Raw genomic sequence first — 21,410 nt, forward strand, 5'->3', positions numbered from 1 at the left:
GGCCACTTTTTTCTCCTTCTTCTGTCTGCGTCCGATCCCGGCGCACGGCCCCCTGTTGCAGGCGCTGCGCTTCCCGGCTCCGGACACGCCACATGCTGCAGAAAATGGCGGCATCCTGCAGCACCAGACAGCCGGTGTGCAGAATCATCGCTTATGTCAGATAACCTCCTGATTCAGCTCCGCGAGCTTCGCTGCCTGGTCGGCGGCGATGATCGGGTCGAGGAGCGGATCGAGGTCTCCATTCAGTACCTTATCGATCGAGTACAGCGTCAGTCCGATCCGGTGATCCGTCACACGTCCCTGCGGGAAGTTGTAGGTACGGATCTTCTCGGAACGGTCGCCCGTGCCCACCTGGGAGCGCTTGGCCTCCGCCGCCTCGTCGTGCTTTTTATTATACTCTATTTCATATAGGCGCGCACGAAGAAGTCGCATCGCCTTCTCGCGGTTCTGAAGCTGAGAACGCTCCTCCTGACACTCGGCCACCATACCGGTCGGGATGTGGATGAGTCGTACCGCAGATGAAGTTTTATTGATGTGCTGTCCACCGGCACCGGAGGAACGGAAGACCTCCATCTTTACATCCGCCGGATTGATCTCGACATCGACGTCCTCAGCCTCCGGCATCACAGCGACCGTTGCGGTGGAGGTGTGGATACGTCCGCCGGACTCGGTCACCGGCACACGCTGTACACGGTGCACGCCCGCCTCATACTTGAGACGGCTGTACGCGCCCTTTCCGGTGACGACGAAAACCACCTCCTTCATCCCGCCGATGCCGGTTTCATTGACCGACATCAGCTCCGTCTTATAGCCACGACGCTCCGCGTAGTTGATGTACATGCGGTAGAGCTCTGCGGCGAAAAGCGCCGCCTCATCACCGCCGGCACCGCCACGGATCTCCATGATGATGTTCTTATCATCGTTCTCGTCCTTCGGAAGCAGGAGGATCTGGAGCTCCTTGATGAGGGTCGGCTGGTTTTCCTTCGCCTCGGCAAGCTCTGCCTTCGCGAGCTCGATCATCTCCGGATCCTTCTCGGACGCCAGCATCTCGAGGGCCTCCTTCTCGCCGGCCACGGCCTCGAGGTAACGCTTGTAGGTCGTGTACAGCGGCTCAAGCTCACTCGACTCCCGCATCAGCCTCAGGTATTTCTCTGTATCGTTTACGATATCCGGCTCCGTCATGAAGCGCTGGATTTCCTCATAGTGTCGGGAGATGGACTCCAGACGGTCAAACATATCCATGGTAATACTCCTTTATATTTCATAGCAGTCAGTCCAGGGGACTCGGCTTGATTTTACACGGTCTCTCCGTATGGCCTCGGTTGCCGCCCCTCCGGACCTCCGACTTTGCAATTCTTCATTTATAGATGTGCAGCGACCACGCGGTCATTTCCGCCGAAGTCGCGGATGACGGTGATGTCGCGAAAGCCGGCGGCTGCGAAGAGCGCCGGGACGCGCTCGCCCTGGTCGTAGCCGATTTCGAGGTAGATGCGCCCGCCGGGCTTCAGGTAGCGGACGGATTCCTCCGCGAGGATGCGGTAGAAGCGCAGTCCGTCGGCGGTGCCGTCGAGGGCGATGCGCGGCTCGTAGTCCCGGACCTCGGGCTCGAGCTCGTCCACCACCGCCGATGGGATGTACGGCGGGTTCGAGACGATGACGTCGTATCGCTTCAGCGCCCCATCTTCCGTGCGTTCGGCCAATGCAGAGAACATGTCACTCCGCAGAAGGGTGAAGTCGACCGCCGCGTGCTGAAGATGCACCTCCGTCCGCGGACCTGGGTTCATCCGCGTCGACGTAGCGACCATGGTTTCGTCCGCCGACACAGCGCACGGCGTCATGGTCGCGGCGGTATCCGCCTCCGTTATCAACAGTCGCTCGGCGTTCTGGCGCGCGATGGCGAGCGCAGCGTCGGAGATATCCACCGCCGTGGTATCGCGGAAAGTGCCGAATTTCGTGAGGGCGATGGCGATACAGCCGGAGCCGGTGCAGACATCGAGGAGCGACGCGCCATCGTTATCCACATGTGCCAGAAAATCAGGGCACTTATCCACCGTGTGCTCGGAAGAGGACGTGTCCACTGCCAGGTTCTCCACCTCCGTGCGCGCTGCGCATGTCGGGTCGACCGACGGCGCTGCGTGTACAGCCCCGATCTGCTCCGGCATGAGATTTCCGAGCACCGCGTCCACGAGCGTCTCGGTGTCGGCACGCGGGCAGAGCACGTCCTTCGTCACGAGGAAGTCGAGCCCATAGAAGCCGGCGGTGCCGAGGATCTGCTGGAGGGGTTCCCGTCGACTACGGCGGTCAACATTGGCATGAAATACAGTAGCCGCAGCCGACAGGGCCTCCGCGTCGGGCAGCACCCGCGGGATCAGGGTCTCCGGCGCGTCGTGCTCGTAGAGCAGATACTGCGCAGGCGAGAGCTGATAGGCGGACATCAGAAGAGCCCGCGCATCATAGCGCGGGTCCGGTACCTGGGCGGTGTTCAGTGTTTCCGTCGCTTCATCGAGAAGCTGACGCAGCGTGGTGATCGGCATGATACTCCTTCACAAATGCATCCGAAAATCGGCACATGATGATGCAATGAGCCTCGCAGAATATGCAGCGCAGATAATGACCTATCTCCTTATGTGCGTTCGAAAAGGCCGTTGCGTGATGAATCGATGCATGCGATCCGCTATGAATTTTCGATCACCGGTTTTCCATCGACGACCGGGATGTCCACGAGGGTGGAGTGCACGTCGGATGGGCGGTCGGAGAAGTCGAGACCGAAGGTCTGCTTCTCGAACGCGCGCCAGTCGAAGACGCGCTCGACGGCGGCGATGGCCACCTCGATCTCATCGCGGTCCGGTTCGCGCGTGGTGAGGCCCTGCATCCACATACCCGGGATAAAGAGAAGTCGGGTCAGCGCGTTATCATGCGTGCCGACGAGGCGCAGCACCTCGAAGCTGACGCCGGCGATGACCGGAATCAGGATAATCCGGCTGAGGAGGCGCATCCAGAGGGTATCTACGCGGATCACCATGAACAACAGGATGGAGATCAGCATGACATAGACGATGAAGCTGGTGCCGCAGCGCTTGTGCTCCTTGCTGGAGGCGGCGACGTTATCCACCGTCAGCGGGAGGCCATGCTCGACACAGTTGATGCACTTATGCTCCGCACCGTGGTACTGGAAGGTACGCGCGATGTCCGGCGTACGGGAGATCACTTTAATATAGATGATAAAGAGCAGCACACGGATCACGCCCTCGATGAGGCCGAGCAGCGATGCATGCGGCAACACCGGCTTCAGGAAGCCGGCGATCCAGGTCGGAAAGATCACGAAGAGGAGCATCGCGACCACGAAGGAAAAGATCATGACGATCGTTTCGAGCACCGGCTCGAGCTTATCGCCGAAGGTACGGTCCAGCCAGGCCTCGAATTTCGTCGGCTCCTTCTCCGCCTCCTCCGGATCATCCTCGAGGAAGGATGCACTGAAGGTGAGGCAGCGCATGCCGAGCACCATGGAATCTACGAAGGAAAAGACACCACGGATCAGCGGTGCCTTCAGAAACGGATGCTTATCCGTCATGGAGATGTACGTGTCCTCCATCACGGCGATGGAGCCATCCGGCTTCCGGACGCCCACCGAATAGCGCTGACCGTTTCGCATCATCATCCCCTCGATGACGGCCTGACCACCGATACCACTGTAGATCTGGGTGTGTGGGAGCGATGACGGCGTCCTATTCTCTGCCGGGACTTCTGCATTTGTTGTATCATTTGAAAAATTCTTTTCTGTATCTGTCATATCGCTTTCTGGATTTCTTTTTTTATATCAAAAGTGATGTTTTCACATCTGCTTCTCAAACTACTTCATATCCTGTTCCTGAACAGGTACCAGAATAGTAAATACCTGCTAAAAGGAAGAAAAACACATCATGATTATAAAATTCCACGCACCTAAGTGTAAACGATGGAAAACATGAATTCAATAACAGGAAAGTGAAACTTTTATGACGGCGGGCGACGCTCTCATGGATATGTATAAAGAAACGATGCCATATACATGAATCTGTACAAAAAAATCCCACACCTGCACCTCTCGGATACAGGTATGGGACTGTGTTTTCAGCTTCGTATAAATCAAGCAAGACCAAACTTCTTGTTGAACTTATCGATCTGACCCTTCAGGCTGGATGCCTTCTCCTTACCAGTGTAGAATGAGTGGCAAGCCGAGCAAACCTCGACGTGGATCTCCGGCTTTGTGGAGCCAGTTACGAATGTGTTACCGCAGTTGCAGGTAACGGTAGCCTGATAATACTTTGGATGGATTCCTTCCTTCATCTCGTACCTCTTTCTGCATGGTTCCCAACCATGCCAGCTTGCGTGTCGGCCGCTGAATGCAGTGCACTCACGAGACTCGACCGCTTAGAAAATAGTTAAGCCTTTATAAGCTACCATAAAGCGAAAAATATTGCAAGACCTCAGCGCTTAATTTTAATGACTGCGGTCGGGGATTTCGTGCTTCCATCCCGATAGATGTCGCCCCTTTCAATCATCGGGTTGATCACATCCTTTAAAAATCGAGATCGATTCGAATAGCCATAGGCGCACTGGAGATCTTTAACCTTCATCGGTCCATTTTCTTTCAGAAGTTTCCACACTTTATTTTCACTCGCCGTATACTCCACCGAACGCGGTGCTTCATCCACACGATATAAAACATCATATAATTTCAGATTTAAAAATCCCGGATAAATCGAAATCACCGGCTGGAGCTGTTCAGAGAACGCCTTATAGGCCTCCATCATCGTGAGAAATCCGGTTCCTCCACGCTCCATCAGGTTTGCAGCATCCAGACAAGCGGCGATAATCGAATTTCTTCGAATCGACGGTATCGAGCCTACCGGATATTCCGCATATCCCTTCGGCAGTAACCATGATCCCGGAGAAACGATTTCCATTCGGTCATTATAGATATCCACATCGATCTGTGTCCCGGAAATCGAGTAATCACGGTGTGCGATGGCATTCACCAGTGCCTCTCGTATCGCCTCCTTCGGATAGGAACGGATTTCCTTACGTCCACCATTCGCCGTCTTCTGCCACCCGCTTTTCGTATTTCGCTCGATAAAACGCAGCGCATTCTCGAAGACAAGCGCGATCGAGCCCTTGAATCTCGCACTATCCAGCACGGTGCCGGCTTTATTCATCCCCTTCCAGAGACGACAGCAGATCATCGTGTCATCCCGATCATACCCATCGCGGAACATGATGAATCCTGATTTTGCAAAGCCATCCTTTGATACGATTTCCTCACTCTGCAACTCTTTTAAAGACGGCACAGCACCATCATTTCGATACTCCCTGCAGAGCGTCAGATAATCTGTCCACTCTTCCTCTCGATAGCGCACCTCGGTTGTTTCATTGTCCACACCATAACGTCTTTTGGATAATGAAATAATGTCTTCTGGTGTTGCAGGTGTAGAATTACCATTTCCTCGGATGTATACAGTTTCGTTGAAATCCCCTTCCCGATATCTGACAACGGATTCCGCAGGCAGCACTTTCATCCCCAGCACAAAATGATCTGCCGTTTCATCTACACTTCGCATCATGTAGCTGATTTTCACGTGAGGAAAAATATTCCGGTCATTTACCCTCGCCACCAGATTTTTTGTCTGATCGATTTCGTTCAGATCCAGACCGAAGGCTTCGCCATCATTGGACACACCCACAAAGATGATGCCACCCTGATCATTCGCATATCCGACGATGGTCTTCGCCCATTTCACAGGATTATCCTGCTTAAGAAGCGCTTTAAACTCATATTCCGTATCCTCCGTTACGACATCAGGGAATAATTCCGAAATCTTCATAGTGCTCCTCCATTTCACCATCCGGACATTGTACAGACATTATACAGTACGTTCGAAACATTGTACAGACATTAGATAAGCATTAGACAACGACTGTTACTGTTCACTCGTGTACTGATCAGGCAAGAGCCGGAGGGGCAGCAACGGAGGCACAGTACTCCGTTGCCGCCCCTTCGTCGCCCCTGGCCAACGTTCCTATCCAATATGGTTTGATTATAAAAATACTGGATATGTTTTTTGACTGTAAGCATGACAGGTGGCTGCAAAATATCCACTCTTAGGCAATTTCAAAAATACTGGATACGAAAAGCCTTATTTCCTAAGAGGAATCCACACTCGCATATCCAGTATTTCAAAAAAGAAGGTTTATTAGATATCAGCCGAAAGAAACTCTTCTCTGAAGTCAAAAATGCATATCCACCATTAAAAAAAGCGAGAATTATTCGATAGTACGCTTATATGCGTATGCCTGATTTTGCAGAAACCTATCCAATAAGCGCCCTATTTGAAAATCTTAGATAGTTTAGCTCCGTACACAAAAATGATAGATGGTGTTAAAAATATCCACGATTTCGAAAACAACTGGTTATTGGATAGTGCCATCCATCTTCATCTATTTCACCCGGTTCGCCAGTAAGAATTTCCGGGCCGCACGCGATGATTCTATGGAAATCGAGCAGTATTCATGCTGTGATCTCTGCAATCTTTTCCCTTAATTTTTCCTTCTCCCCACTACCATTCGTCGAAAATCTCACGAGTGGCAGTCCGTAGACTTCAAGAATATGATTTTTCAGCTTATCTCTTTCTGCCTGCTTCGTTCCATCCTTATGATAGTGGAAACCATCTACTTCAATTGCAAGCATTGGCTCTTTGCTGACCTTATTAAAAATCAGAAAATCAATGTGGGAAAGTCCAGTATTCACAAATCTCTGTTCTTCAGCATTCATTCTGGAGCAATCACGGAATAGTAGTTGCAACGGCTGATGGCATACCACCCCAAGCGCAACATTACCGCAATTTTTCAGTTCATCCTGAATCAGCGCGTACATAAGATTCTCTGAATCATATTCCGAAATTCTTTTATGCCGTTTGAGATACTCAAGCCTGCTTTCGGGGTATTGACTATATAAATAGTCAAAAACGGAACTGATTTTACTGTGCTGCACATCACAGTTGTTATAGCGAATATATCCGATAAGGTCGGCTATATTGCTTCCTGCCGGTTGCTCCTGATCAGCTACAACAAGGATCAGCTGCTTCTTTGCCCTGGAAATCGCAACGTTCAGAAGATTTGGATCATCCGAAAACTCTGTAATCGTGTCGTCAACTGTAGACAGGATGATATCATTCTTTTCGCGTCCCTGAAACTTATGTACAGTTGCAACCTCTATCGCAGTATCTCCCAGCTCCTTCTTCATCTGAGCAACCTGATTACGATAGGGAGCAATGATACCGACTTCATCCTCAGGTTCATCCAGTGCCGGCAGAATCTCCTTACAGATCACATCAATCTGCCTCTGGTTCATATGGTCACGCTGATGGTTTCCTGGCACAGTGGTTACAAGCTTCAGCGCACTCTCTCCGTTGCTATCCGTCATGACGATCAGGTCACCGTTATAAAACTTCTGGTTACAAAAGCCGATAATCTGCGGATGGCAACGATAATGCTCGCGTAAAACAACCTGTGGTATCCGTTCACTCATAAGTGAACACAACGACGACAGAAAACTGTACTCTGCAAAATTATATTCTGCGCTTATTTTATGCGCATTCCAAATTGTTTCCAGTGGTTTTCTTTGCTGCGTTTTCACAATATTAGAAAGCTGTTTCGTATCACCGACAATAACCGCATTTTTTGCACAGGAAAGCGCAAGCATACCGGTTGCAACATCCACCTGTGAGGCCTCATCCATAACGACATAATCAAACTGGGCCTGTCTCCCCAAGCTGCTTCGAGCAGTATACGTTGTACTCAGTACAACCGGATATTCTTTTATAAATTCCTCCGGATGCTGCCATAAATCATCTTTTACAAAAACGCGGCGACTATTTTTATCTGAATATCGTTCTGCGAGGCGAGATCGAAAGCAACACAATGAAAGCTCTATAAGTTCATCCATTCGTGCATCCGCATCATCGTTTTCAAATTTCACGGTAATATCTGATATTTCAGTATCTATTTCTTTTAACCGGGTTTCATAAAATATATATTGCAGCTTGTTAATAACACCTGCCGTGTCTTCTTTCAAAAGCTTTCCAACGCGAATCCCCAGAGAAATCCTACGCATAAGCCGATATATCAAGCCCGCTTTTTTCGTTCCATCCTGAATATCCTGATACTCCTGCCAGAATTCCATCAATTGATCAGAAGATAGATTCTTGCTCGAAAGAATGAGTTCATTATCCTGAATCAGGGCATGTAAATGTTCGCATTCAAGTTGAACTCTATTTCGTTCCTCACGCAATTTAGCCAATCTATTCTTCTCACGAAAGATTTCCTGCAGTGCTACGGACTTTTCTCTGATAGAATCAGAAAATTCTGATGATGCATTCTCAGCGCTTTTCCAGTCGGACATATCCGGATAGGCTCCGGTCTGTGCTGCGATAAATGCACTTTTACGCTCATCACGTCCCAGTTGGGCAACCATAAAATCCAGCTTATACTTCGACGAAGCCAGCTTCTCCATCACATTATCGATCGCGGAATTATTATTACTGACCACCTGAACGGTTTTCCCCTGAAGTATAAGGTTTGCAATGATATTCAGAATTGTCTGTGTCTTTCCTGTCCCCGGAGGCCCTTCGATCACACTGATTCGATTTGAAAGAGCATTCACAACTGCCTGATACTGACTCTCATTACAGCCAAACGGAAATACAGGTGCCGACGAATCCAGTTTTGTTCCTGCATCATAAAAACCCGGTTTTTGACGCAAAACCGCCCTTTTCGGAAGCAGTGACTTTATCTCCGACCAGATTTTTCTTCATAAATCGCCTCTTTGTCCCTCTATGAAGCCAAATACTTAATGTCACAGCTTCGAATATTTCCCTGTCTGTGAAATAATCTAATGGCACAGATCCCCGAAATCTATGATTTGTAAAAGTCACTTAATGGCACGACTCTTGAAAACGCCCCGTTTGTAACAAATCCCAGAAAATATAATGGCATCGCTCTATGAAATCCTATCTTTGCGAAAAACATCTAATGCCGCTCAGACTGAAAACCGCTTGTTCGTAACAAAGATTATAAAACCTAATGGCGCAAGAGTGCTATCAACAGTTTTTGTGAAAACTTCGGAAATCGTCATGATTAGTGATACACGTAGCTGTCTAAAAATTGGGGCAACTAAAATCTCTTGTGTTCTTGACAAGGGGTACAATTCACATGCTACCTTCCTAAAACTCCGATCCCCAGATTTTCATCAGATTTCCCCACAGTCAGGATGCATGGGCGTCGATTTTTGTTTGTTTGCATGGGGCGGGTCCGATAAGTAAATAGATACAGAACGTCGAATGGGGTGGGCAAACAAACAAGAAGAGACGCCCGGTCTGGACGTCCCTTAAAAACACAACTGGATTAAGAAATAAACCCGGCTGAACTGTTATAAAAATACTTCTGAAATCGGCGCCTGCCTGCGTATCAGCGGTTAATTTTAATCGCGAGGCGGCTGTTCGGGTTGCTGCCTGGTTTTACGCCGGTCTTCTGTGTGCTGCTGTTTGAATTTCCATTTGTTTTCATTCCAGGATTTGAGTTCATCCCCGGCTTCGGCCCTGTACTCAGATCCGTATTTCCACGGAAGCCACTGCCTGTCCGCGAGTTCATGCTCGAAATCGGTTTTCCGTTTACGACGAACTGGCAGACCTCTTCGTTACTGGAGGTGCGCTCGAAGAGCTGGATCACCTCCTCCGCGGAGCTGGCCTTTTCATCCGACACGCGCTTATGAATGATGTCGACCGCTCTCTGCTCGAGCTCTGAGAGGAGCAGGTCGTCACGACGGGTTCCGGATTTCACGATGTCGATGGCCGGGAAGATCCGGCGCTCCTGAAGCTCACGGTTCAGGACGAGCTCCATGTTGCCGGTGCCCTTGAACTCCTCGTAGATAACATCATCCATGCGGGAGCCGGTTTCGACGAGTGCGGTGGACAGGATCGTCAGGGATCCGCCTTCACGCATATTACGGGCCGCACCAAAAAAGCGCTTCGGCATGTGGAGCGCTGCCGGATCGAGACCGCCCGAAAGCGTACGTCCGGACGCCGGTACCACGAGATTATAGGCACGCGCGAGACGGGTGATGGAATCGAGCAGGATGGTGACATCCTCGCCCTGCTCCACGAGACGCTTTGCACGCTCGATGGTCATCTCGGCCACCCGCTTGTGGTGCTCCGGGACCTCGTCGAAGGTCGAGTAGATGACGGTGACGAGGCCGCCCTCGACCTCTTCCTTCATATCGGTGACCTCCTCCGGCCGCTCATCGATGAGGAGGATCAGCAGATGCATCTTCGGCTCGTTCTTCACGATGGCCTTCGCCACCTGCTTCAGCAGCGTCGTCTTACCAGCCTTCGGCGGCGATACGATCATACCACGCTGTCCCTTTCCGATCGGCGCCAGCAGGTCGAGGATACGAAGCGAGGTCGAGGTTCTCTCCCCCGGCACCTCGAGGCGGATACGCTGATTCGGGAAGATCGGGGTCAGCGACTCGAAGCTCCGCCGACGGAACATCTCGGAAAGTGGCTTGCCATTGACCGTCTCGATGTAGGAAAGCGCCGCATAGCGCTCGTTCGGATTCTTCGCCCTCGACAGACCATGGATGACATCGCCGGTCTTCAGGCGGTAACGCTTGATGATCGCCGGATTCACATAGACATCACTGTCACCCGGCATGAAGTTATCCGAGCGCGTAAAGCCGAAGCCGTCCGGCATGACCTCGAGGATGCCGCCGCACGGATTACCGCTCGGTGCCTTCTGGGTCTCGTTGTCGAGCTCGTCCGTCTTCTCAACGACTTCCGTCCGCGCGGTCTCACCATCATGGGCTGTCGACATGGCATCCGACGCTGCAGCATCGCTGTCACGCTCCATCCGCTCGCCCTGCCCCGCGGCCGCTCCACTGCTACGGCCGGCGTATGCTTTCGCGCGCCGTGCCCGGATACGTTCCGCCTGCTCGGCCAGACTTCCCGGCTCTGCTGCTCTGCCCTTCGTGTCGTCGGCCAATGTCTCCGCCGAAGCTCGGGTGGCTTCCTTCGCCGGTGCTTCGGATACTACCGCACGATCCTGTGCAGGCTCCGCCACAGCGGCTGCGCCCGTTTCTTCTGCAACCACCACCGCCCCGGAGTTCTCCGGTACGGCAGCCGCTTCCGTCGTCTGCACCTCTGTGCTCTTCGACAGCGTCATCTCCACTGCTTCTGGCGTCGCAGCCTCACCGGTGTCCCCGCTCTGAGACTGTCGACCTCGTGTCGTGCGCTTCTGCTCATGCGCTTCTACTCCCGCTGTCTTCGGCTTTCGTCCGCGGGTCGTGCGCTTCGGTGTGCTTTCTTCACCGCTTTCCAGCATCTCCCTGCCTTCCTCCGTCTTTCTGGCGCGGGTCGTGCGCTTCGGTTTACGTTCTTCGGCCACCGGAGCTGTCTCTGCAACTTCCTCTGTCTTCGGCTTCCGCGCACGAGTCGTGCGCTTCGGCTTACTTTCTTCGGTCACCGGAACCACCTCTGCACTTTTCTCTTCCTTCACCTTGCGTGCTCGGGTAGTACGCTTCGGCTTACTCTCTTCTGCCACTGCCGCCGCATCCACTGTCTCTGCAGTTTTCGGCTTCCGTCCTCTCGGCTTGCGCTCGACCGCTGTCTTCTTCTCTTCTTCTGCTGCCATACTGCCTCCATATGGTTTCTCTGAAACCATGCTATGTTTACGGAAACGCTCCGCTGTTTACTTTTTCTGCCAGCCGAAAGCTGTTTCAGCTGTGTCGGTCCTCTGTCGGATGCATACTGGAATACATGTCGAACGAAGGCCAAAACACCGCAGCTATGACTCAGCTTCCGTGCATACCTGTACTGTTTCGTTAAGGGAATGTATAAAACGCTATCTTAAAATCTGGAATTCATGGATACGGGAAAGACCGCTCCGGAAATCATCGATTTGAAATCATGTTCGTCAAACGAAGAAATTAGGAAAATCGTAAAATAAGTATAACAACCGTGCCCTTGTAACGCAAGTTTCATTTTGTTATACTAGCGGCACAATCCCTATTAAAAAGAAGGTTATTATGGCGAAAAATTATAGATCCACCCCGGGGCCGTCGCTTCGCTACGACGCCCGTGGACAGCTCGTAAAAAGTAAACCGAAGTCGCGCGTTCTGCACTTCATCCTCTGCTACCTGCTTCCGTACCTGATCATCAACGGCCTGATTCTCCTCTTCGTGATCCAGCAGCCGACGATCGAGACGACCGAACCGGATACGAAGGATTACCAGACGGCTTCGATCGAAATCAAGGTCGATTCCCTGGTGCCGCTGAAGTCGCTGACCGCGACCATGGACGGCGCAGAGCTTCCGCTCGAGAAGTCCGGTTCGATCTGGACCGCCGATGTTACGAAGAACGGAACCCTGACCCTGAACGCGAAGTCCATCAACGGCATGTCGAAGACGACCTATGTACAGATCAATCTCCTCGACGACGTCGGTCCGACCGTCGATGAAGAGTCCGTCAATCTCGGTGCCGGCTACCTCGAGTTCACCGTCTCCGACACCCAGTCCGGTGTGAACTGGGATTCGATCTACGGTGTTGACTCGCTCGGCAATAACGTAAAGCCGACCGACATCAATAAGCAGACCGGTCGCGTCACCTTCTCCATGGCCGGCGACGCCATCACCGTCTATATCCGCGACCTCGCCGACAACGAAAGCTCCGCGAACTTCTCCGTGAATTAAACTTCATCAAAAAAGCTGGTCGGATCGACCAGCTTTTTCTGTATGTATTCTTTCAGAGCCCCCGGAAGATGGGATTTTAGAGTCTTCCGAGCTCAGAGTACTGTGCTTCTACCGGCAACCCTCCGGGGCCCTGTATAGATGTCACTTCTCTGGCTTCTCTGGCTTCGCCGGCGCTTCATAGAAGCGACCATAGGTGCGCTGGATCCCACAGATCACCTGCTTTTCATGCTCAGTGAACGCGTCCTCTGTCATACGCCACTGCCAGTTGTGACCGGCGGTACCCGGCTGGTTGATGCGCGCCTCTCCGCCAAGGCCGAGGTAGTCACCCACCGGCACGATCACGGTATCCGCGATGGACGCCATCGCACGCTTAATCAGCAGCTCCGGCATCGCATTCCAGTCGTTGCCAGAACGACTCATGTACTGGTACATATAGTCCCGCTGCCAGTCCGGGATGGTCTCGAACCAGTGGCGAAGGGTGTCATTATCATGCGTCCCTGTGTAGCAGACACAGTTCGGCGTGGTGAAGTTGTGTGGCAGATAAGCATTGCCCGCACCCGAATCCCAGGCGAACTGCAGCACCTTCATACCCGGGAAGCCGGTCGCGGCCATCAGCTTCCGAACCTCGTCGGTGATGACACCGAGGTCCTCCGCGATGATCGGCAGGTCCTTCGTACCGAAGTGCTGGTACATCGCGCGGAACAGTCCCATGCCCGGGCCCTTCACCCACGCGCCGTTTTCCGCCGTGTCATCACCGAACGGCACCGCATAGTAGGCCTCGAAGCCCCGGAAATGATCGACGCGGAGACAGTCGTACATCGAGAGGCAGTACTCCATGCGCGCACACCACCAGGCGTACTTCGTCTTCTTATGCGCGGCCCAGTCATAGAGCGGGTTGCCCCAGAGCTGACCGCTCGCAGAGAAGGCATCTGGTGGAACTCCCGCTACCTTCGAAGGATGGCCGTCCTTCGTGTACTGGAAGAGCTCGCGATGCGCCCAGACATCTGAAGAATCCGGTGCACAGTAGATCGGGATATCCCCGAGGATCTCGATGCCCCTCGCCGCCGCGTAGGCGCGAAGCGCCGCCCACTGCTTATTAAACTCATACTGCACGAAGGCGTAGAACGCGACCTCGTCCGCGTGCTCTGCGCGGAACGCAGCCACCGCCTTCGGATCGCAGTCGCGCAGCTCCTCCGGCCAGACATCCCAGCTCGCGCCGGAAAGCGAATCCTTGATGGCCATGAAGACGCAATACTCGACCGTCTCCGGACGAAGCTCTGCGAAAAGCGCCTCGACATCACCGCCCTGCTCCTTGAAATGCGTGAAGGCAAGCTTCAGTGCCTTGTTCTTACTGCTGTAGAGCTTTCCATAGTTGACGCGTTCAATGCTGTCGACCGGCACGCCTGCCTCCTGCCGTACATTCGCCGGCTGCTTCAGCCAGCGACGGAGGTCGCGGAACGCCACATCACGATCATGCGCGAACCAGATGGCCGGCGCGTTCTTCGCATCCGATACATCTGCGCCTTCTTCGGTTTTATCTGCCGCCGGCTGCTTCTGTGCCCTCGCTGCGTCCTCGGCGCGCGCAAGCGCCGCATAGTCGACCGCATCACCGAAGTCAAACGCCTCCGGATCTGCGAGCTCCTCTCTGCTCAGCAGTCCCTCCTCGACCAGCAGGTCGAGGTCCACGAAATACGGATTCCCCGCGAAGGCGGAAAATGCCTGGTACGGTGAATCACCGAAGCCCGTCGGGCCCATCGGCAGGATCTGCCAGATCTTATTTCCAGTCTCACATAATAAATCGATAAAACGATATGCTTCCTCGCCAAGTGTTCCGATGCCGTACTTTCCCGGCAGTGAGAACACCGGCATCAAAATTCCTGCTTTTTTCACTCTCAACCCCCTCCTTATATCAAAGGATGTCACAAGTCCCGCCCCTTCCTGCGGATCGTGCAGTTTTTTTGATCACGGATCAGCCCTTGCGACGCTTCGTCAGCTTCTGGTCGAGTGCAGCCTTCTGCACGCTCTTTCGCTGTACCGCGGCCTTCGTGCCCGTCGACTTCGCGGCCGGCTTCTTCGAATCCGCCTTCGCCGCCTCGACAGCCTGTGCTGCGGCGGCCTTCGCCTCCGTCATCTGCTTCGGCACCGTCGTCCTTTTCCGGGTCGTCTTCTTCGGACTTACGAGCGCTGCCTTCTCTTCCGATCCAGCCTTCTTCGACACCGTCTTTTTCGCAGCGGTCTTCTTTGCAGCTGCCTTCTTCGCTTCCGTCGCCTTCGGTGCCGGCTCCGCGCATGGTGTCAGCTGGTAGATGGTGGTCGACATCGCCGGGATCTCGAGATCGACGGCGTAGTCCCGCTCATCCCAGTCAGCCTTCACAGCCTTATGTGCCGTGCGCTTCACTGCGCCGCTTCCGCCGTACTTCTTATCATCACTGGAGATGAGCGGCTTCGCGGAGCACATGAACGGAACACCGACACGGAACTTCGGATGCGCGACGTTATCAAAGTTCGATACCACGAGGATCGTCTCCTCCGGCTTGTCGGTCTTTCGAACGAACATCACCATGGACTCCTCCTGGTAGGAGCAGTTAATCCACTCGAAGCCGTCCGTGACGTAATCCTGCTGCCAGAGCGCCGGATGTGTCCGGTAGACAGCATTGAGATCCCGTACGAAGTCCTGGACGCCCTCGTGTACCGGGTACTCGAGGAGATTCCACTCGAGCTCCTGGTTCTCGGACCACTCGTCATACTGCGCGAAGTCCTGGCCCATGAAGAGAAGCTTCTTGCCCGGATGCGTCCAGAAGTAGCCATACGCGGCACGAAGATTCTGCGCCTTCTCCTCGAAGGTCTCGCCCGGCATCTTCCCGAGCATCGAGCCCTTGCCATGCACGACCTCGTCATGCGAGAGCACGAGCATGAAGTCCTCGGAGTAGTTATAGATCATCGAGAAGGTGAGCTGGTTATAGCTGCCCTTCCGGAAGAACGGATCCGTGCCCATGTAGCTGAGGAAGTCGTTCATGAAGCCCATGTTCCACTTGAGGTCGAAGCCGAGGCCGTCCTGCTCGACGTCACCGGTGATGTTCGGCCATGCCGTGGACTCCTCTGCGATGAGCAGGGTGCCCGGGAAGCGCTTGTGGAACTGGGAGTTCAGATGCTTCAGGAACTCCACCGCATCGAGGTTCTCGTTGCCGCCGTAGATGTTCCGTGGTGCGTCCTCGCCCTGACGTCCATAGTCGAGGTAGAGCATGGAGGCCACGGCATCCATGCGGATACCATCGGCATGATAGCGGTCTGCCCAGAACATCGCACTGCCGATCAGGAAGTTCGACACCTCGTTCTTCCGGTAGTTGAAGGTCAGGGTGCCCCAGTGCGGGTGGCTCGCGAGACGTGGATCCGGATTCTCATAGAGCCCCGATCCATCAAACTGTGCGAGCCCCCAGCTGTCGCGCGGGAAGTGCGCCGGTACCCAGTCGAGGATGACGCCGATGCCAGCCTCATGCATGTAATTCATGAAGTACATGAAGTCCTCCGGGGTGCCGTAACGGCTTGTCGGAGCGTAGTAGCCGGTCACCTGATAGCCCCAGCTCGCATCGAGCGGATGCTCCATCACCGGCATGAGCTCAACATGCGTATAGCCCTCCTGCTTCACATAATCCGCCACCTTCACCGCGAGCTCACGGTAGTTGTAGAACTCCGAGCCGAGCTGTGTGGTGCCGTCCTCATTGACCGCCTGCTGCTTCCGTGCGAAGGAGCCGAGGTGCAGCTCATAGACCGACATCGCTTCCTCCTTGACGCCGGCGACACCGCGCTCCGCCTTCTGCTGCTGCCACGCCGCATCCGTCCACGTAAACTGTCCGATGTCTTCCACGATGGAGGCATTGCCCGGACGAAGCTCGAAGCCGAAGGCATATGGGTCGATCTTCAGGAACGGCTCCTGGTGGTGACACTTGATCTCATACTTATAGAGGCTGCCCGGGGTGAGGTGCGGGATGAACAGCTCGAATACGCCGGAATCGCCCAGGCGCTGCATCATATGGCGGCGGCCATCCCAGAGGTTGAAGTCGCCGACGACAGAAACACGCTCTGCGTTCGGAGCCCATACGGAGAACGCGACACCATCGACGCCGTTGATCCGGATCGGATGCGCGCCCATCTTCTCATAGATGTCATACCAGATGCCGCCCTGATACTTCTTGATATCACGGTCGGTATAGGTCGACGGGAAGGCATACGGATCCTCGGTGTCCTCCGTCGTGTCGTTGTCATAGGTGATGTGGTAGGTATAGGCCGGAAGTGCCTCGTTCCAGGCCTCCTCCACCGGCAGGAGGGTCGCGAAGAAGCCGGCCTCATCGACGAGCTCCATCGGATAGCGCTGTCCGCCGAGCACGAGCTCGATCGATTTTGCGGTCGGTACGAAGCTCTGTACCAGCAGCCCCTCCGGGATGATGTGCGCACCGAGGATCTTCTTCGGATTCGCGGTTTCCGCGTAGGTGACGTCCTCCACCTCCGCCCAGTTCATGATCTCTTCTAATCTCTCATTCATGCTTTATCTCCTTCATCTCATACATCAGATGGATGTTTCTTCACTTCGGAAGGCGACCTCTTCTCGGTCGCCGTGTGCCCGGATGCCACGCCTGCCGCTGCCGTCTCCGTCTGCGTTTCCTGGGCTAATGCCGTCGCCCGCTGCTTCAGATGGCGTTTATGTACTTTCTTTTTCGGCTGAAAGTCCGGATCCTTCACCGCCTTCAGTACGACGATGGAGCGCGGCTCTACGGTATACCGCTCCTCGAGAAGCATCCTCTCCTCCGGATAGATGCCGTTCGTTTCCTCCATGGCGGTATCGATCACCGCGGCCCACTTCATGCCGAGCGGCGGATGCGCCAGCAGGAAGCTGTGCTTTTCCCAGTGCATGTTGTAGAGCACGAGGAAGGTATCATCGCCGGCATAGGCACCGGCATACATGACACCGAGCTGTCGGCGGAAGTTCTCGCTGTCCGGCCGCCAGGCGTTCTCGCCATGGAAGCTGATGTCCGGGATACCGACGGAGCGGTAGTCCATCTGTCGAAGCGCTGTGCCCTGATGGAACACCGGGTGCTGCTTACGGAACTGAATCGCATAACGCGCGAAATCGTAGAGCTCCCGATTCCGATCGATGAGCCGCCAGTCGAGCCAGTTTGTCGGATTATCCTGACAGTACGGGTTATTGTTCCCGAGGCGGGACTGACCGAACTCGTCACCCGCGTGGATCAGCGGGGTGCCCTGGCTCAGCATCAGCAGCAGCCACGCGTTCCGCCACATCTTCTTCCGGAGAAGCTTGATGGACTTCTTTCGGGTCGGACCCTCCTCGCCGCAGTTCCAGCTGTAGTTCTGGTCGGTACCGTCGCGGTTATCCTCATGATTCTCTTCGTTGTGCTTGCGATCATAGGAGAGGACATCCATCAGACTCATGCCCGAGACATTGGCCATATACTGGATGCTCGCCCGGTTCGACGGGTTCTCGCGCACGCGCTGCATGAGCGTCGGCAGCATGCTCTCGTCGCCCTTCAGGATGCGGCGCATGTCGTTCTGGAAACCGTCGTTATAATCGGCGAGGTAACGCCCCGGTGCGGCTACCTGCGCAGCGCCATGGGTCGGCATCTCCGGAATCTGGCCCTGCCAGCTGTCGGCCCAGATCTTGAAGCGACTCAGCCACGGATCACGGGCGATGACACTATACGGCGCAGCACCGATCAGGTGGATGCCGTCGACGTGATAGTGGATGCGCCAGTAGCGCATGACGTTCACGATGTGATCCGGGATGGTTTCACTGGTAAAGTACAGGTCGACCACGAGCTCCATGCCGTGCGCGTGCAGGGTATGCACGAGCTTTCGGAACTCGTTCCGCGGATTTTTGTGGTCGGAGGTGAAGCTCGATTTCGGTGCGAGCTGCAGGGCATCCTTCGTGAAGCCCCAGTAGTTGATGCGGCCCGTCGGGCGGAGCTCGACCTCGTATGGGTTATCATGTCCGTAGTCCGGGAGCATGACCTCGTTAAATTCGTACGGTGGCATCAGCTCGAGCGTCGTGACGCCGAGCGCCTCGAGGTACGGAATCTTCTCGAGGATGCCCTGGAAGCTTCCCCGGAGCTCATGGTCGAGACCGGAACTGTGGTGCTCGGTGAAGCCGCGCACATGGAGGCGGTAGATGATGCTGTCCTCGTACGGCAGATCGAGCGCCCGATCCTGTCGCCAGGCCTCACTCGATTCCGGAATCGCCGTCGCCTCACCGATCGGCGTCTTCAGGATGCGGGTACCATCCTTCAGATTCCCGAAGCTCTTCCGCCCCTCAAACACCGTGCCGTTCGGATCGGTGAAGATGCGGCCATCCGCCTCGTAGCAGTAGCTGAGCTCCGTGAGCGGGAGGGCCAATGCAGGCTGCCTCTTCTCGTGCACCCTCGCCTGCGCATCCGCTGCGCCCGCAGCTTCCCTGCAAGCGTCCCCCTCGCCACTTCGTGATTCGGATGTGACCAGCAGCTCCAGATGCCAGACATCTCCGATCCGATCCGCCGGATCGAAGGCGATCTGACGGACACGTCTGTTTTTATGATATAGATTCAGAAACAGCTGCTCTGTACGAACCGCTGCCTCGAAGATGTAATGGTCATTTTCCTTCTTTAAGCCTAGCATGATGTCCCTTCTTCGTTGTCGTTGTCTTTCTCTATCCTCGTGTCGCCAAGCATTTCCCCCTACATGGCATGTGCTGCTGCGATGTATCCGAACCTTCGTATACACCTATTATAGCATTCATGAATTCGGATTTTCACTTCAGATCTCGATGTCCAGCTCGATCGGACAGTGGTCGGAGCCGAAGATCTCCTGGTGGATCGACGCGCCCTTGACCCGGTCGCGGAGCTGCTCGGAGACGATGAAATAGTCGATACGCCAGCCGACATTCCGCTCACGCGCCTTCATACGATAGGACCACCAGCTGTACTCATCGGTGGCATCCGGATACAGCAGACGGAAGGTATCGATGAAGCCGGAATCGAGCAGCCGCGACATCTTCGCACGCTCCTCATCCGAGAAGCCGGCGTTCTTATGATTCGTCGCCGGGTTCTTCAGGTCGATCTCCTCGTGGGCGACATTCAGATCGCCGCAGTAGATCACCGGCTTTTTCTTATTCAGTTCACCGATGTACTGCCGCCAGGCATCCTCCCACGTCATACGGTACGGAAGACGCTTCAGCTCATTCTGGGAGTTCGGCACATAGACGGTCAGGACATAGTAATCCGGAAATTCCGCGGTGATCACACGCCCCTCATGATCATGCTCCTCGATCCCCATGCCATAGGTCACGGACAGCGGCTCCTCCTTCGTAAAAAGCGCCGTACCGGAATAGCCCTTCTTCTTCGCATAGTTCCAGTACATGTGATAGCCCGGAAGGTCCAGCTCCAGCTGCCCCTCCTGCAGCTTCGTCTCCTGCAGACAGAAGATATCCGCATCCAGGCTTTCAAACACCTCCATGAAGTTCTTCCCCATGACCGCCCGAAGCCCGTTCACATTCCACGAAATCATTTTCTTCATATAGTAAATTCCTCTGTTTATCTCTCAAATTCTGAACAGCTCTATTCTAGCATGGTTTAGTGGTATTTTCTTTTATAATTCAGCAATAAAAAGAAATAAAACAGGAGGCCCCAGCGGTCCGGCATCAGAAGCTCGGAGTACTGTGCTTCTGATGCCGGTCCACTGGGCCTCTGTCAAATTCTATTCGGTCTCCTCGACGATCTCGAGCGAGCCCTGCATCCAGATCTTTCCCTTGAAGCGCCGGCCGACCGCCGGCACACCCGTGAGATCCGATTCGTTGATGGCGACATGGAAGATACACTCGTTGCAGCTGACCTTCATGTCCACCACATTTTCGTGGGTGTAGACATTTTCCTTCACCCGGAGAGAGACAATCTCGCCGAGGATCTGGTACATATCGCACTCGACACCGGTCGGCATGAAGGTGGTCTCCACGAGACTGTAGAGATCCTCCGTCTGATAGCGCTGCTGCACCTCGTGCATAAGGTTGAGATCGGTCTCTGTCAGCGTATCGATCGCCTCCGGGTCGCCCTGACGGGCCGCCTCGTAGAGTCGCTTCCGCTCATTCTGACGATGCTTCACGATCTCCGGATCCTCCGGACGCTTCTCGACCGGAAGCAGGATCTTGCCGCTCTCTGCGAGACCGGTCAGAAAGGCCTGACGCGCGCGCAGCGGCATCTGCATACGGCGAAGCTCGGTGAGCTGCACCGAATTCGTGATGTAAAAGATCAGCGGGATGCCTGAACGGAAATCCTCGAGCACGCCGGCATAGGTCTCCTTCTCGAGATGCCGCTCGACGGCCCCCTCCTCCGTCAGTGTCCCATCGTAGGAACGCATGTACGGAAAGTAGTATTCCCGGTGAAACACGCCATCCGGCGTGCGCTGACCGACCAGCGTGATGCCCATGGACGGTGCCACCGGAAGCTGATACTCCTCGGTCACGACACCCTCCCCGGCATTGATCGTCTGTACACGATACTTTTCATTCTCGGCCCGCACGAGCAGTGGCTCGAGCTGCAGCTCTGTATTCAGTTTTGAAAATCCGACGGATCTCAAAAATTTATGCATGGATGTATCT

The 21,410-nt window shown here is 54.4% G+C and carries 13 protein-coding genes; 1 reads left to right on the forward strand and 12 read right to left on the reverse strand.

Translation table 11 applies throughout. From position 1 onward, the window contains the following. Positions 1–156: 156 nt before the first annotated feature. The 7 genes from prfA to rho all read right to left on the reverse strand — a co-directional run bounded on the left by prfA (position 157) and on the right by rho (position 11,718). Entirely contained in the window at positions 157–1,236 is a 1,080-nt protein-coding gene (gene prfA / locus ACK8P7_RS04980; protein ID WP_410043182.1) for a peptide chain release factor 1, read from the reverse strand. 125 nt (positions 1,237–1,361) lie between these two features. After that, a complete protein-coding gene (locus ACK8P7_RS04985) occupies positions 1,362–2,534 on the reverse strand; it encodes a N5-glutamine methyltransferase family protein (protein WP_410043124.1) in 1,173 nt (390 codons plus the stop codon). Between the two features lie 140 nt (positions 2,535–2,674). Continuing rightward, positions 2,675–3,658, reverse strand: coding sequence for a DUF1385 domain-containing protein (locus tag ACK8P7_RS04990; RefSeq protein ID WP_410043183.1), 984 nt, complete (start codon positions 3,656–3,658; stop codon positions 2,675–2,677). A gap of 467 nt (positions 3,659–4,125) precedes the next feature. After that, complete coding sequence (gene rpmE / locus ACK8P7_RS04995) at positions 4,126–4,326, reverse strand: 50S ribosomal protein L31 (RefSeq protein WP_410043125.1); 201 nt, start codon at positions 4,324–4,326, stop codon at positions 4,126–4,128. A 140-nt stretch (positions 4,327–4,466) separates the two neighbouring features. Further along, the gene (locus tag ACK8P7_RS05000; RefSeq protein WP_410043126.1) at positions 4,467–5,861 is read right to left on the reverse strand and encodes an RNA-binding domain-containing protein; all 1,395 of its coding nucleotides are present in this window, start codon (positions 5,859–5,861) and stop codon (positions 4,467–4,469) included. A 683-nt stretch (positions 5,862–6,544) separates the two neighbouring features. Then, positions 6,545–8,797, reverse strand: a complete 2,253-nt coding sequence (locus ACK8P7_RS05005; RefSeq protein ID WP_410043127.1) for an AAA domain-containing protein — start codon at positions 8,795–8,797, stop codon at positions 6,545–6,547. Positions 8,798–9,501: 704 nt separating this feature from the next. Next, the gene (gene rho / locus ACK8P7_RS05010) at positions 9,502–11,718 is read right to left on the reverse strand and encodes a transcription termination factor Rho (RefSeq protein WP_410043128.1); all 2,217 of its coding nucleotides are present in this window, start codon (positions 11,716–11,718) and stop codon (positions 9,502–9,504) included. A 394-nt stretch (positions 11,719–12,112) separates the two neighbouring features. Between rho and ACK8P7_RS05015 the strand changes: the two genes are divergently transcribed. Then, entirely contained in the window at positions 12,113–12,775 is a 663-nt protein-coding gene (locus ACK8P7_RS05015; protein WP_410043129.1) for a hypothetical protein, read from the forward strand. A gap of 141 nt (positions 12,776–12,916) precedes the next feature. On the opposite strand, the gene malQ is transcribed toward ACK8P7_RS05015, so the two are convergent. From malQ to ACK8P7_RS05040, 5 genes are all read right to left on the reverse strand, one after another. After that, entirely contained in the window at positions 12,917–14,665 is a 1,749-nt protein-coding gene (malQ, locus tag ACK8P7_RS05020; protein WP_410043130.1) for a 4-alpha-glucanotransferase, read from the reverse strand. Positions 14,666–14,744: 79 nt separating this feature from the next. Next, on the reverse strand, positions 14,745–17,315 hold the full coding sequence (glgB, locus tag ACK8P7_RS05025) for a 1,4-alpha-glucan branching protein GlgB (RefSeq protein WP_410043131.1): 2,571 nt from the start codon (positions 17,313–17,315) through the stop codon (positions 14,745–14,747). Between the two features lie 17 nt (positions 17,316–17,332). Then, positions 17,333–19,435: an alpha-amylase gene (locus ACK8P7_RS05030; protein ID WP_410043132.1), complete on the reverse strand. Its 2,103-nt coding sequence runs from the start codon at positions 19,433–19,435 to the stop codon at positions 17,333–17,335. Positions 19,436–19,573: 138 nt separating this feature from the next. Next, positions 19,574–20,332: an exodeoxyribonuclease III gene (locus ACK8P7_RS05035; RefSeq protein ID WP_410043133.1), complete on the reverse strand. Its 759-nt coding sequence runs from the start codon at positions 20,330–20,332 to the stop codon at positions 19,574–19,576. A 180-nt stretch (positions 20,333–20,512) separates the two neighbouring features. After that, positions 20,513–21,400 (reverse strand): DUF3881 family protein, encoded by an 888-nt coding sequence (locus tag ACK8P7_RS05040; RefSeq protein ID WP_410043134.1) that lies wholly within the window; start codon positions 21,398–21,400, stop codon positions 20,513–20,515. Between the last annotated feature and the right edge of the window lie 10 nt (positions 21,401–21,410).

Source organism: Oribacterium sp. P9, assembly GCF_046365365.1.
Lineage (GTDB): Bacteria > Bacillota > Clostridia > Lachnospirales > Lachnospiraceae > Oribacterium.

Bases quoted from the DNA above. Each gene is read 5' to 3' on its own strand.
- ACK8P7_RS05035 (WP_410043133.1), bottom strand. From the start codon at position 20,332: ATGAAGAAAATGATTTCGTGGAATGTGAACGGGCTTCGGGCGGTCATG.
- ACK8P7_RS04985 (WP_410043124.1), bottom strand. From the start codon at position 2,534: ATGCCGATCACCACGCTGCGTCAGCTTCTCGATGAAGCGACGGAAACA.
- ACK8P7_RS05000 (WP_410043126.1), bottom strand. From the start codon at position 5,861: ATGAAGATTTCGGAATTATTCCCTGATGTCGTAACGGAGGATACGGAA.
- glgB (WP_410043131.1), bottom strand. From the start codon at position 17,315: ATGAATGAGAGATTAGAAGAGATCATGAACTGGGCGGAGGTGGAGGAC.
- prfA (WP_410043182.1), bottom strand. From the start codon at position 1,236: ATGTTTGACCGTCTGGAGTCCATCTCCCGACACTATGAGGAAATCCAG.
- ACK8P7_RS05030 (WP_410043132.1), bottom strand. From the start codon at position 19,435: ATGCTAGGCTTAAAGAAGGAAAATGACCATTACATCTTCGAGGCAGCG.
- ACK8P7_RS04990 (WP_410043183.1), bottom strand. From the start codon at position 3,658: ATGATGATGCGAAACGGTCAGCGCTATTCGGTGGGCGTCCGGAAGCCG.
- ACK8P7_RS05040 (WP_410043134.1), bottom strand. From the start codon at position 21,400: ATGCATAAATTTTTGAGATCCGTCGGATTTTCAAAACTGAATACAGAG.
- rho (WP_410043128.1), bottom strand. From the start codon at position 11,718: ATGGCAGCAGAAGAAGAGAAGAAGACAGCGGTCGAGCGCAAGCCGAGA.
- ACK8P7_RS05015 (WP_410043129.1), top strand. From the start codon at position 12,113: ATGGCGAAAAATTATAGATCCACCCCGGGGCCGTCGCTTCGCTACGAC.
- rpmE (WP_410043125.1), bottom strand. From the start codon at position 4,326: ATGAAGGAAGGAATCCATCCAAAGTATTATCAGGCTACCGTTACCTGC.